14 protein-coding genes are annotated in these 13,108 nt (G+C 58.1%); 13 read left to right on the top strand and 1 reads right to left on the bottom strand.

The genetic code is table 11. The features are described from left to right. Window positions 1-15 precede the first annotated feature (15 nt). Genes ABVT35_RS11510 through ABVT35_RS11490 form a run of 5 tightly spaced genes read left to right on the top strand, consistent with a single transcriptional unit; the run spans window position 16 to window position 4,832 of the window. A complete protein-coding gene (locus tag ABVT35_RS11510; protein WP_368466569.1) occupies window positions 16-618 on the top strand; it encodes an amino acid synthesis family protein in 603 nt (200 codons plus the stop codon). After that, window positions 590-1,393: an alpha/beta fold hydrolase gene (locus tag ABVT35_RS11505; RefSeq protein ID WP_368466567.1), complete on the top strand. Its 804-nt coding sequence runs from the start codon at window positions 590-592 to the stop codon at window positions 1,391-1,393. Before ABVT35_RS11510 ends, ABVT35_RS11505 begins: the two co-directional genes overlap by 29 nt. Further along, window positions 1,390-2,325, top strand: coding sequence for a flavin reductase (locus ABVT35_RS11500; RefSeq protein ID WP_368466565.1), 936 nt, complete (start codon window positions 1,390-1,392; stop codon window positions 2,323-2,325). The genes ABVT35_RS11505 and ABVT35_RS11500 overlap by 4 nt, the downstream gene beginning before the upstream one ends. Continuing rightward, window positions 2,322-3,362 carry an LLM class flavin-dependent oxidoreductase gene (locus ABVT35_RS11495; protein WP_368466563.1) on the top strand — a complete coding sequence of 347 codons (1,041 nt, stop codon included), beginning with the start codon at window positions 2,322-2,324 and terminating at the stop codon, window positions 3,360-3,362. Before ABVT35_RS11500 ends, ABVT35_RS11495 begins: the two co-directional genes overlap by 4 nt. A gap of 6 nt (window positions 3,363-3,368) precedes the next feature. Next, a complete protein-coding gene (locus ABVT35_RS11490; protein WP_368466562.1) occupies window positions 3,369-4,832 on the top strand; it encodes an aldehyde dehydrogenase in 1,464 nt (487 codons plus the stop codon). 66 nt (window positions 4,833-4,898) lie between these two features. On the opposite strand, the gene paaN is transcribed toward ABVT35_RS11490, so the two are convergent. Then, a complete protein-coding gene (gene paaN, locus ABVT35_RS11485) occupies window positions 4,899-6,566 on the bottom strand; it encodes a phenylacetic acid degradation protein PaaN (protein WP_368466561.1) in 1,668 nt (555 codons plus the stop codon). Between the two features lie 127 nt (window positions 6,567-6,693). Between paaN and paaG the strand changes: the two genes are divergently transcribed. From paaG to paaC, 8 genes are all read left to right on the top strand, one after another. Continuing rightward, a complete protein-coding gene (gene paaG / locus ABVT35_RS11480) occupies window positions 6,694-7,482 on the top strand; it encodes a 2-(1,2-epoxy-1,2-dihydrophenyl)acetyl-CoA isomerase PaaG (protein ID WP_368466559.1) in 789 nt (262 codons plus the stop codon). 5 nt (window positions 7,483-7,487) lie between these two features. Then, window positions 7,488-7,949 carry a hydroxyphenylacetyl-CoA thioesterase PaaI gene (gene paaI, locus ABVT35_RS11475; RefSeq protein WP_368466558.1) on the top strand — a complete coding sequence of 154 codons (462 nt, stop codon included), beginning with the start codon at window positions 7,488-7,490 and terminating at the stop codon, window positions 7,947-7,949. Between the two features lie 30 nt (window positions 7,950-7,979). Beyond that, window positions 7,980-9,326 carry a phenylacetate--CoA ligase PaaK gene (paaK, locus tag ABVT35_RS11470; RefSeq protein WP_368466557.1) on the top strand — a complete coding sequence of 449 codons (1,347 nt, stop codon included), beginning with the start codon at window positions 7,980-7,982 and terminating at the stop codon, window positions 9,324-9,326. A 33-nt stretch (window positions 9,327-9,359) separates the two neighbouring features. Next, on the top strand, window positions 9,360-9,950 hold the full coding sequence (locus tag ABVT35_RS11465) for a TetR/AcrR family transcriptional regulator (protein ID WP_368466556.1): 591 nt from the start codon (window positions 9,360-9,362) through the stop codon (window positions 9,948-9,950). 61 nt (window positions 9,951-10,011) lie between these two features. Continuing rightward, complete coding sequence (locus ABVT35_RS11460) at window positions 10,012-10,911, top strand: PaaX family transcriptional regulator C-terminal domain-containing protein (protein WP_368466555.1); 900 nt, start codon at window positions 10,012-10,014, stop codon at window positions 10,909-10,911. Between the two features lie 91 nt (window positions 10,912-11,002). Continuing rightward, entirely contained in the window at window positions 11,003-11,998 is a 996-nt protein-coding gene (gene paaA, locus ABVT35_RS11455; protein ID WP_368466554.1) for a 1,2-phenylacetyl-CoA epoxidase subunit PaaA, read from the top strand. 52 nt (window positions 11,999-12,050) lie between these two features. Beyond that, the gene (gene paaB, locus ABVT35_RS11450) at window positions 12,051-12,338 is read left to right on the top strand and encodes a 1,2-phenylacetyl-CoA epoxidase subunit PaaB (RefSeq protein ID WP_368466553.1); all 288 of its coding nucleotides are present in this window, start codon (window positions 12,051-12,053) and stop codon (window positions 12,336-12,338) included. A 7-nt stretch (window positions 12,339-12,345) separates the two neighbouring features. Next, window positions 12,346-13,104 (top strand): 1,2-phenylacetyl-CoA epoxidase subunit PaaC, encoded by a 759-nt coding sequence (paaC, locus tag ABVT35_RS11445; protein ID WP_368466552.1) that lies wholly within the window; start codon window positions 12,346-12,348, stop codon window positions 13,102-13,104. The last annotated feature ends 4 nt before the right edge of the window (window positions 13,105-13,108 follow it).

Genomic DNA, 13,108 nt, shown 5'->3' with positions numbered 1-13,108 from the left:
AAAATGGTGAATCCAATGCCGGCAGAAATCAGAAAAACACTTCTCCATGTTGAAAAAACCCTCATAGAAGGCGGCAAGCGAGCCGAGCAGCCGCTTTTGATGGTTGCTGCCGCGGCGATCGTCAAAAACCCCTGGGCGGGGCAGGGCTTTGTTGAAGACCTGACGCCGGGCATTCACGATGCCGCTCCCGGGCTCGGCGAACTACTGACCGAGATGATCATCGACAATGTCGGCTCCGGCGCTGCCGTCGAAGGTTACGGCAAGGCGGCTGTTGTGGGCGTGAACGGTGAAGTGGAACACGCTTCGGGCCTCATCCACACGCTTCGCTTTGGCAATCACTTCCGCGAAGCCGTCGGTGCAAAATCCTATCTGTCGTTCACGAACACACGCGGACCGGCAAACGCGCCGATTGTGATCCCGCTGATGGACAAGAACGATGCCGGCAGACGCTCGCACTATCTGACAATTCAGTTTTCCATCTGCGATGCGCCCGGGCCCGACGAAATTGTCGTGGCGCTTGGCGCCTCCGTCGGCGGGCGACCGCATCACCGCATCGGCGACCGCTATCAGGATTTGAGGGAACTTGGCCATGACGTGGAAAACCCTGCCGCGGTATGAGACGGCGAGCGGCGCGGCCTATCAGGTTTGCGGTGACGGGGAAAGCGTCGTTCTTTTGCATGGAGTCGGTCTTCGTGCAGAAGCATGGGCACCCCAGACAACTGCTCTTTCGTCGCGATGGCGGGTCTATGCGGTAGACCTGCCCGGACACGGGCAAAGCCGTCCGCTTTCACCGCGTGCAGAGCTTTCGGACTACGTTTGCTGGCTGCGAGACGTTCTTGCGGATCTGGATGTTGGTCCCGTCAATATTGCCGGCCATTCTATGGGCGCGCTTATTTCACTTGGCATTGCTGTGGAAGAACCGGCGATGATCAGGCGCATGGCGATGCTGAACGGTGTCTACAAACGCAGTGCGGAAGCTTCAAAGGCAGTACGCGATCGCGCAACGCAGATCCGCTGCGGCAACATGAATATACAACAGCCGCTGGATCGGTGGTTTACGGACATGGTTGCCGATCAGACCGCGCGCGTGCAGACGGAAAAAATGCTGGCCGGTGTGGATCCGTCCGCCTATGCGACGGCCTACAACGCATTTGCGCGCGGTGACCAAACCTATGCGGACCGGCTTTCTGAAGTCCGTTGCCCGGCACTTTTTCTGACCGGAGACGGCGACCTGAACTCGACCGGTGAGATGGCACAGCAAATGGCCGCCGCAGTTCCCGATGGTGTGACTGAAATCATCGAGGGGCACCGGCATATGGTCGGGCTGACGGCACCGGAGGCCGTCAACAATGCATTGATAACCTGGCTCGGCAGGGAGCAGCGAGCCCGATGAAACAGATTGATCCCAGAAAACTGCGCGATGCGTTCGGAACATTCATGACAGGTGTGACCGTTGTGACAAGCCACAACGGACAAGGCGCGCCCATCGGTTTTACGGCCAATTCATTCACCAGCGTGTCGCTCGATCCGCCTTTGCTTTTGATATCGCTGGCAAGGACGTCGAGTAACTTTTCGGCGCTTACGTCGTCGGAAGGCTTTGCGGTGAATATCCTTTCGGAAGACCAGGAACAGATCTCTAACCGTTTCGCGCGTCCCGTTGAAGACCGGTACGCGGATGTCGGGTGGCAAAAGGGGCCGTTCGGATCACCGGTACTTGATGGGGTCGCTGCCTGGTTCGATTGTTCCATGCACAAGGTTGTCGACGCGGGCGATCATGTGCTTCTCATCGGCCAGATAGAAGCCTTCAACAATGCCGGGCTCAACGGTCTTGGTTATATCGGCGGCAGCTATATCAAACCTTCGCTTGAAAGCCAGGCAGCCAATACCGCCGGCCTTGAGGGCGGAATCAGGGTTGGTGCGGTGCTGGAACACGAAGGCATGGTTCTTTTGAAAGAACAGGAAGACGGCGGTTTCGACCTGCCATCGGTTCTGCTTGACAGCAATAAGGGCGGCCGCTCGCACGCCGAGCGTCTCGCCGACGAAATCGGTCCGTCACTTTCTGTCGGTTTCATCTATTCGGTCTATGACGATACTGAACGCGGAACGCATAATATCGTTTATCGCTGCACATCTTCGGATGGTAGCCATAATTCCGGAAAATACTTTAAAATCAATAATATACCGTTTGAACGGATCGCGGATTCAGCATCCCGGGACATTCTAAAGCGGTATCAGAGGGAACATTCCATAGGGAATTTTGGTGTCTATTACGGAAACGAGCAAAGCGGTGACGTGCGCCGTTTGGCAAGAGGTCTTGAACAATGAAATTTTCCCTGTTTATCCATCTGGAACGCATCGATGCATCGGAAAACCAGAAGAAACTCTATGAAGAGTTTCTGGAGCTTTGCGAAATAGCGGACCGCGGTGGTATGCATGCCATCTGGACTGGTGAACATCACGGCATGAACTTCACCATCGCGCCCAATCCGTTTTTGAGCCTTGTCGATCTGGCCCGGCGCACGGAAAACGTGCGGCTCGGAACCGGAACCGTGATTGCTCCGTTCTGGCATCCGATCAAGCTTGCCGGTGAAGCGGCGATGGCCGATATCATGATGGACGGCAGGCTGGAAGTTGGCGTGGCGCGTGGCGCTTACAGCTATGAATATGAGCGGCTGATGCCGGGGATGGATGCCTGGGAAGCCGGGCAGCGCATGCGCGAGGTCCTGCCGGCAGTAGTCAAGCTGTGGGATGGCGATTATGCGCATGAGGGCGAATTCTGGAATTTCCCGGCAACGACCTCGGCGCCGCAGCCGATACAGGAGCCGCACCCGCCGGTCTGGGTTGCGGCGCGCGATCCAAACAGCCACGAATTTGCCGTGTCCAACGGCTTTAACGTGCAGGTCACACCACTTTGGAATGACGACAGGGAAGTCCATTCTCTGATGGAGCGTTTTAACGACGCCTGTGCAAACAACCCGCACATCGAACGACCGAAGATCATGCTGCTGCGCCATACCTATGTGGGCGACAGCGAAGCGGATATTCAGCGGGGTGCAGAGGAGATCAACCGGTTCTACAATTATTTCGGCGCGTGGTTCAAAAACGAACGGCCCATATCGCAGGGGCTCATCCACCCGCTCAGCGATGAGGAAATAGCCAGCCATCCGTTCTATTCGCCGCAGGAAATGCGCAGGGCCAATGTCATCGGAGATGCAGCCGAAGTCATTGAACGGCTTAAATATTACGAAGACCTGGGGTATGACGAATATTCCTTCTGGATCGATAGCGGTATGAGCTTCGAACGTAAAAAGGCCTCGCTTGAACGGTTCATCAATCAGGTGATACCGGCATTTGACGGGTAGGAAGATATGCAGCGGTTTCAGCATTATATCGACGGCGCTTTTGAAGACGGATCGGCCACGTTCGAAAGCCTCGACCCGGCTAACGGCAAGCCTTGGGCGCTGATACCGCGGGGCCAGGCTGACGATGTCGACCGCGCGGTGAAAGCCGCCGGCCGTGCGCTCTGGTCGCCTGAGTGGCGCGACATGACGGCAACCATGCGCGGCAAGCTGCTTTACCGCCTGGCCGATCTTGTTGCCGAAAACGCCCAGCACCTGGCGGAGCTGGAAACCCGCGATACCGGCAAGATCATCCGCGAGACATCGGCACAGATTGCCTATGTGGCTGAGTATTATCGCTACTATGCCGGTCTTGCCGACAAGATAGAAGGTGCGCATCTGCCCATCGACAAGCCGGACATGGAAGTGTGGCTGCGCCGGGAGCCGGTGGGCGTTGTCGCGGCCGTGGTGCCTTGGAACAGCCAGCTCTTTCTGTCCGCCGTCAAGATCGGGCCGGCGCTTGCCGCCGGCTGCACGCTTGTCGTGAAGGCGTCCGAGGACGGTCCGGCGCCGATGCTGGCGCTGGCGAAGCTTATCGACGAGGCGGGTTTTCCGGCGGGTGTCGTCAACATCCTGACCGGCTTTGGCGATGAGTGCGGCGCGCATCTTTCGAGCCATCCGGGTGTCGATCATATCGCCTTTACCGGCGGCCCGCAGACCGCCCGGCATATCATCCGCAATTCGGCCGAAAATCTAGCCTCAACTTCTCTCGAACTCGGCGGCAAGTCTCCGTTCATTGTTTTTGAGGATGCCGATCTGGAGAGCGCGGCCAACGCCCAGGTTGCCGGTATTTTTGCTGCGACGGGGCAGAGCTGCGTCGCCGGCTCACGGCTTCTGGTCCATGCATCGGTGAAAGACCGATTCCTGACGCTTTTGAAGGGCAAGGCCGCAAGGATCGTGATTGGAGACCCGCAGGACAAGGCAACCGAAGTCGGACCGCTCTGCACAACAAGGCAACGCGAACATATCGACCAGCTGGTTGGTGATTCAATTGCCGCGGGTGCTGAACTTGTCTGCGGGGGCAAGGTGCCGGAGGGCGAGGGGTATTATTACCCGCCGACCATTCTGGATTGTTCGGACGTTCTGGCGCCGTCATGGGAGAACGAATTTTTCGGACCTGTGCTCTCGGTGCGTTCATTCGAAACCGAAGAGCAAGCTGTGGAACTTGCCAACGGGACGCCCTACGGCCTTGCCGCCGGCGTGTTCACGACCAATCTGACACGGGCGCACCGCATGATCCGCCGCATCAGGGCAGGTGTCGTATGGGTCAATACCTATCGGGCCGTTTCGCCCATTGCGCCGTTCGGTGGATTTGGGCTTTCAGGGCAGGGACGGGAGGGCGGCCTGGAAGCCGCGCTCGATTATACAAAGGTCAAAACGGTGTGGCTGCGTACATCGGACGACCCCATTCCGGATCCCTTTGTCATGCGCTAGCGCCAGCATGACAGGCAAAGCGCCGCAATCCGAATTGGATTGCGGCGCTTTCTGTTTGTGAATTTTTCAGGCGGCTTTGTGCCGGCGGGTCGCAGCGATGCGGAACCGGTTGGCGACAAAAGCCGCATCCGTCAGCGCGGCATTGCCCGCCGGGTTTGCGCCCGTGACGTGATAATCACTGAACGCGGCGCTCTGGTTGACGAAGATGCCGCCGGTCAGGTTGCAGGACAGGCTCACACCGGCATCTGCGAATGCATCCGCCGCCCGATCGAGCACCTCATCGCTGGTCGCGTAAACGGCCGCAGTGATCGCGCCCTTTTCAGCCGCCAGCGAAGATGCGCGTTCTATCGCCTCATCCGCATTTTCGACCGCGACCACGAAGCTGATCGGACCGAATTGCTCCTGATGGTGGGCATCGCTGCTCGATTCGCTCACTTTCAGGATCAGAGGCGTTGCGGTTCTGGCATCGTCCATGCCCTCAATCGCCGTCGAGGAGCGGAGAACCTCGCCAAGACCAGTGGCAGCCTTTACCCGGTCAGCCGTGGCGTCGCTGGCGATAGCACCGCAGACACCGCCGGCGCGGGCCGGGTCGCCCAGCAGCTTGTCCGCCGCGATCTTGATTCCGTCCGCAACCTCATCGAAGCTCTTGTGTCCCTCGTCGGTCTCGATGCCGTCCTTCGGCACATAGATATTCTGCGGTGCGGTGCACATCTGACCGCTATAGAGCGACAGCGAGAAGGCGATGTTGGAGCACATGCCGCGGAAATTGTCAGTGGAGGCAACAACGATGGAATTGACGCCCGCTTCTTCCGTGTACACCTGCGTATCGCCGCCGGCATTTTCGCGGACCCAGCTACCGAATGCATTGGAGCCGGTGAAGTCGACGATACGGACTGCCGGATCAGTCACAAGTTCCTTGGTGATTTCGGAGCCGGGCTCGTCGGCGGCCAGCAGAAGGACGTTCGGGTCGAAACCCGCTTCGCTCAACACCTCACGACCAATCTTCACGGTGAGCGCCAGCGGCAGGATGGCGCCCGGGTGCGGCTTGACGATGACGGTGTTGCCGGTCGCAAGACTGGCGAACAGGCCCGGATAGCCGTTCCAGGTCGGGAAGGTGGCGCAACCAATGACAAGGGCAATGCCGCGCGGCACAACACGGAAGCGCTTTTCAAGGACAAGCGGATCATGCTTGCCCTGTGGCTTCGTCCAGACGGCGGAGGACGGCGTACGGGTCATTTCCGCGTAAGCGTAGGTCACGGCTTCGAGCCCGCGGTCCTGCGCGTGCGGGCCGCCCGCCTGAAACGCCATCATGAAGGCCTGTCCGGTCGTGTGGGAAACGGCATTGGCCATTTCGAAGCTGCGCCTGTTCAGACGGTCGAGGATTTCCAGACATACACCAACGCGATCTTCGATGGACGCCTTGCGCCATTTGGCCGCGGCCTTGTTGGAAGCTTCAAGGAGTTGAGCCGGGGAGGCCTTCGGATATTTGATGTTCAGCTCGAGCCCATAGGGTGAGCTTTCCGCGCCGACGGTCGATCCGTCCGTTGGATGTCCTTCTAGTGCAAATGCTTTTCCCAGGTTTGATTTGAATGCCGCCAAGCCATCGTCCTTGGCCGTCTCGCCGTAGATTTTGCCGCTGGCGACCTCAGGGTAGGGGGACCAGTAGTCCCGCGAAAGGGCAACTTCCAGCGCCTTGTCCAATGTTGCCTTGTGCGTTTCAAAAAAACCGCTCATTCTTTCCTCCTGGCGATCGGATGGTCGGATTTATGTCGTTCCTTAATCATTGACCAACCGGTCGGTTTATGCAACATAAATTATCGAAGCAGTGCCGAAGGGCCGTGTTTTGTGGAGGAGATCTGGAATGAGCGACGATAGGGTTCTTGTAGAAAAATGTGATGGCTACGTCGTCATAACGCTCAACCGCCCCGACAAACTCAATGCCTTCACTCCGGTCCAGAATAACACATTGCTGGAAGCGCTCACAGCGGCTGACGAGGATCCGGATTGCCGCGCAGTGGTGCTGACGGGGGCCGGACGAGGGTTTTGTGCTGGGCAGGACCTCGGCGAGCGCAACCCCGATGAGGGCACGCCTGATCTTGGCCACACGATTGAGACCTATTTCAATCCGCTGATCAGGAAACTGCGCGCCATGCAGCTTCCTGTAATCTGTGCAGTCAACGGCGTAGCGGCTGGCGCGGGCGCCAATGTAGCGCTTGCCTGCGACATCGTTCTTGCCGCGAAGTCGGCGAAGTTTATCCAGGCCTTCTCCAAGATCGGCCTGGTGCCCGACAGCGGCGGAACCTGGACCGTGACCCGCTTGATCGGCGAGGCGCGCGCCAAGGCGATCATGCTGACCGGCTTGCCGGTAATGGCGGACACTGCGGAAGAATGGGGCATGATCTGGAAAGCGATCGACGATGCGGATCTGATGGATGAGGCCCACAAGCTGGCGTCGAACTTTGCGAAAGGCGCAACGGTTGGTCTGGGTCTGACAAAGATGCTCGTCCAGGCAGCCGGAACCAACACGCTCGATGCGCAGTTAGACCTGGAGCGCGATACGCAACGCGATGCGGGTACAACACCCGACTACGCTGAAGGGGTCACAGCTTTTCTGGAAAAACGTCCAGCCAATTTCACGGGACGGAGATGAGCAGGATGACCGAACAGGCGCGCAGTGTTTCTGACATGTCGGCGGATGAGTTGGCACAGGCATGCGCGCAGTCGATGTGGGCCAACGACAGCGCCTCACAGCACATGGGCATGAAGCTGGAAGCAGTGACGGCCGGTACGGCAACGCTTTCAATGGTCGTCAAGGACTTCATGACCAACGGTCATGATATCTGCCACGGCGGCTTTGTCTTCACGCTTGCCGACAGTGCCTTCGCGTTTGCCTGCAACGGCTATAATCAGAACGCGGTCGCCCAACACTGCGCGGTCTCGTTTCTGCTGCCGGTCAAATCCGGCGAGACGCTGACTGCAGTTGCCCGTGAGATCAACCGCAGCGGGCGCAGCGGCATATACGATATCCGCGTCACCAGGGATGACGGTGAGACGGTCGCCGAGTTTCGCGGCCATTCTCGTACAGTCAAGGGAACGCATCTGCCGGTGCAGGACTGACAACAACAAAATCCAAGGGAGGAGTTTGAGATGCACGCACAATCGCAAAACAATTTGAGCGCTCCAGCCAAAACCACTGTCAGCAGGGAAGGCGGGCTGGAAGCGATTGAAACGGCATCACGCGACGAAATCGCCGCGGTGCAACTCGAGCGCATGCAGCAGACCCTTCGCCGCGCCTACGAAAATTCCCCCTTCTATCGGGCCCATTTCGACAAGAATGGCGTTCATCCCGACGATCTGAAGAGCTTGGAAGATCTGGCGCGCTTTCCCTTTACGGTGAAACAGGATCTGCGCGACAACTATCCGTTTGCGATGTTTTCGGTGCCGCGAAACCGGCTTGCCCGCGTGCATGCATCATCCGGAACGACCGGCAAACCTACCGTTGTCGGCTATACGCTCAAAGACATCGACACATGGGCGCAGGTCGTCGCGCGGTCCATTTATGCGAGCGGCGGACGGCCGGGCGACATGGTGCACTGCGCTTACGGATACGGTCTGTTTACCGGTGGTCTCGGCGCGCATTACGGCGCCGAAAAACTAGGCTGCACGGTGGTGCCGGTCTCCGGCGGGATGACGGAACGGCAAGTCACCCTGATCAATGACTTCAAGCCCGAAATCATCATGATCACACCATCCTACATGCTGTCTGTCCTGGACGGGTTCCGCAATGCCGGACTGGATCCGCGCGAAGCCTCGATCAAGGTGGGTATCTTTGGCGCGGAGCCGTGGACCAATTCAATGCGCCAGGAAATCGAAGACGCTTTCGATATGGATGCTGTCGATATTTACGGCCTTTCGGAAGTCATGGGGCCCGGTGTCGCCAATGAGTGTGTCGAGACAAAAGACGGCCTGCACATCTGGGAAGACCATTTTTATCCCGAGATCATCGATCCCGAGACGGGCGAAGTGCTTCCCGATGGCGAAAAGGGTGAACTCGTCTTTACCTCGCTCACAAAGGAAGCGTTTCCGATCATCCGCTATCGCACCCGCGACCTGACACGCTTGCTGCCCGGTACGGCCCGCAGCATGCGCCGGATGGAAAAGGTCACCGGCCGTTCGGATGACATGATGATCGTGCGCGGAGTGAATATCTTCCCGACGCAGATCGAGGAACAGCTTTTGAAATGCGCCGGCCTTTCACCGCACTACCAGATCGAGCTTACGCGCGAAGGCCGCATGGACACGATGACCATCCTTGTTGAATCAACGGAAGATGCGGCAGGAGAGGGTGCCCGGCAGGGCAGCGCGAAAGAACTGGCATCGCACGTCAAGAGCACGCTCGGTGTGACGGCGAAAGTCGACGTGCGCGTACCCGGCGATGTGGAACGGTCGGCCGGAAAAGCCCGGCGCGTTGTGGACCTGCGCAAAAAAGACTAAGAGAGCAGGATCAGGACAGGGCGGGAATCGCAAGTGGCCAGAACCAAAGCCGTCGATTACGAAGAAAAACGGGAAGCCATCCTTCAATCGGCGGCGAAGCTGTTTGCCGATGTCGGCTATGACCGCTCTTCAATGTCACAGCTCGCAGAGGTCTGCGGCGTCTCCAAGGCGCTGCTGTATCACTATTATTCCGGCAAAGACTCGCTTCTTTACGACGTCATCGGCGCTCATCTCAAGGACCTTTGCCAGACGGTCGAAGCCGCAGACAGGCCTGACGCGCCGGCTGAAGAACGCCTTCATCTGCTGATAAGCGCGCTTCTCGAAGCCTATCGCGAAGCCGATCATGAACACAAGGTTCAGATCAACGAGATGAAGCACCTTCCGGCCGACCAGCAGGAAGCTTTGAAGGACCTGGAGCGACGGCTGGTTGCCTGCTTCGCAAAGGCAGTTCTGGGCGTTAACCCGCATCTGGCCGGCAGGCTTTTGAAACCCGTCACCATGTCTTTGTTCGGAATGCTGAACTGGCATTACATGTGGTTCCGACCAAGCGGCGAAATCAGCCGCGAGGAATATGCCAGAATTGCCAGCCGCCTGATCATCGACGGTGCGCGCGGGCTGACCTAGGCATTTACCTTATGGGCGGGGGCGAGTTGCCCTTGGCGGCCTGACGGGCAATAAATGCCGCATGTCTGATTCTGCCACCAAAGAACTGGAAGCGCTTATCGATGACTTCCACTCACAGGAGCGTATCCGCGTCTGGTCGCTGGTGATCACCATCTTTGGCGATGCGGTCATTCCAAGAGGCGGTGAATTGTGGCTCGGCTCCTTGCAGGCTCTGATGGACCGGCTGCGCATCGAACCGAGTGCACTTCGTGCCGCCATGTCACGGCTGACGGCCGATGGCTGGCTGACGCGGCTGCGGCTCGGACGGAAAAGCTTCTACCGGCTTGCGGAAGCCGGGGAGGCTGAGTTTGCCGAAGCAGCGCTCAAAATCTACGCGCCGCGGCGCAGCGAGTGGTCGGGTGAATGGACAATCATCGTTCTTTCCGGGCGGGCCGGGGAGGAACGCGAAACGCGCCGCCGGGAACTGCGCGCCGATGGCTTCGGGGCGCTCGGTCCAACGGTGTTTCTGCGTCCGGACAATATCGGAAATACCTGCATGCCGGACACGCTGCCGGGTGAGATGATTTTTCACTCAAGGCTGGACAGCAAATCCGACGCGACAAAGCTGATTTCGCAGACCTGGCAGCTCTCCGAAGTCGAAAAGCATTATTCTAAGCTTATCGCCACGTTTTCACCGCTTGAACGCACCCTTGGCAAGGGAGTGGATCTCGATCCGCTATCGGCCATGGCTGCCCGTAGCCTGCTGATCCACCACTTTCGCCGGATGGCTTTGCGCGATCCGGTTTTTCCCGCCGAACTCACGCCAAAAAATTGGCAGGGCGATGAGGCGAGAAAGCTTGTTTCTACCATATATCGCCGGCTGGCAGCGCCCAGTGAATGCTGGCTTGACGGCTGCCTGAATTCAAGCGGACACCCTATCGCCGCACCCGGTTTTGACATCGCAAAAAGATTCGGAATCTGACCCCTGATTTAGTTAATATGTTACGGAAAATCTATTGACGAATTCGATTTCGTAACATATAGTAATTCCAAACTAAAGAAGGATCAGGGATATGTATTCTCAGGGGCTGATTGGCGCCGATGGCAAGACCCATGAAGACGAGGCATTCCTCCAGGCTTTCCAGGAACGGATAGACGCCGAACAGAAGATCGAGCCGAACGATCCGATGCCGGAAGGCTATCGGAAAACGCTGATCCGGCAGATGTCGCAACATGCGCATTCCGAGATCATCGGCATGCAGCCGGAAGGCAACTGGATCACACGTGCGCCAACATTGCGCCGAAAAGCAGCTCTGCTTGCAAAAGTGCAGGATGAGGGCGGTCACGGGCTCTATCTCTATTCAGCCGCAGAAACACTGGGCGTAAGCCGCGAGGAAATGACCGACCAGTTGTTGTCGGGCGCGGCCAAATACTCCTCCATATTCAATTATCCGGCGCTGACCTGGGCTGATATCGGCGCCATCGGCTGGCTTGTCGATGGCGCCGCGATCATGAACCAGATCGCGCTTTGCCGGTGTTCTTATGGTCCCTACGCCCGCGCGATGATCCGCATCTGCAAGGAAGAAAGTTTCCATCAGCGGCAGGGCTATGAAATTCTGCTCACGTTATGCAACGGCACCGATCAGCAGAAGGAACTGGCGCAGGATGCGCTCAACCGCTTCTGGTGGCCGTCTCTCATGATGTTCGGCCCGTCCGAGGGCGCGTCGGTCCATTCGCAGCAGTCTATGCTTTGGAAAATAAAGCGTTTTTCCAATGACGACCTGCGTGACAAATTCATCAACGCCACGGTTCCTCAGGCTGAGTTCCTGGGCCTGACCGTTCCCGATCCCGAGTTGAAGTGGAACGAGGATAAGCAAGGTTACGACCATGGCGACATCGACTGGGATGAATTCTGGCGTGTGGTCAAAGGGCACGGCCCTTGCAACCGCGAACGCATGAAGACCCGCAACCGGGTTCACCGCGAAGGTGCCTGGGTTCGGGAAGCGGCTCTCGCCCATGCCGAGAAGCGGGCCGCGCGAAAAGAAGCCGCACGCGTCGCTGCGGAATGACCACGCCAAAATTCTGAATAATTTCAACCCGTTTTGACGGAAGGGTACTGGAATGAGTGAAGCTGCAACCCCGTTATGGGAAGTGTTTATCAGGGCACGCAACGGCCTTAGCCACAAACATGCCGGATCGATCCATGCGGCGGATGCCGAGATGGCGCTGCAGGCTGCGCGCGACGTCTATACGCGGCGCGGCGAGGGACAAAGCATATGGGTCGTCCGCTCCAGTGATATTGTCGCGTCCGATCCGGTCGACAAAGACATGATGTTCGAGCCGACGTCATCGAAGATCTATCGTCATCCGACCTTCTATGAAATTCCCGAAGACGTCGGAAATATGTGAGGTGACCATGTCTGACAACGACGTCTTATTCACCTATCTCCTGCGGCTGGCCGACGATCAGCTGATCCTCGGTCAACGGCTTGGCGAGTGGTGCGGAAACGCGCCGACGCTCGAAGAGGACTTGGCGCTGACTAATATCTCGCTTGATCTCATCGGTCAGGCACGGTCGCTCTACAGCTATGCCGGCGAGGTGGAAGGCAAGGGGCGCGATGAAGACCAATTGGCCTTTGTTCGCTATGAGCAGGACTATCTGAACGCGCTGATTGCCGAACAGCCCAATGGCGACTTCGCCCACACGATTGTCCGCCAGTTCTTTGTTTCGGCGTTTATGGCTCCGTTTTGGCGCGAGATGGAAAAATCTTCCGACAATACGCTCGCTGCTATTGCCGCCAAGGCCAGCAAGGAAGTCGCCTATCATCTTCGCCACACCTCCGAATGGGTGGTGCGGCTTGGAGACGGCACGGATGAGAGCCACGAGCGCATGGTTGAGGCGCTTGAGGATCTTGTCATGTATACGGGCGAACTGTTCGAGAGTGATGGGCTGGTCAAGGCCGCAATCGAGGCCGGTTTCGCGGTCGATGTCGCAAGCCTGCAGGATGAGTGGAAACGCACCGTTGATTCTGTGTTGAAGGAAGCAACGCTGGAACTGCCTGAAGCCGGTCACATGCAAAGCGGTGGCCGTGAAGGCCGTCACACAGAGCATCTCGGCCATATCCTGAGTGAACTGCAATATATGCAGCGCGCTTATCCGGGCATGAGCTGGTAGCCCG

The organism is Hoeflea sp. TYP-13 (assembly GCF_040932035.1).
In the GTDB taxonomy this organism is placed as follows: Bacteria; Pseudomonadota; Alphaproteobacteria; order Rhizobiales; family Rhizobiaceae; genus Hoeflea_A.
This window is presented reverse-complemented; position numbering and strand designations above follow the sequence as displayed.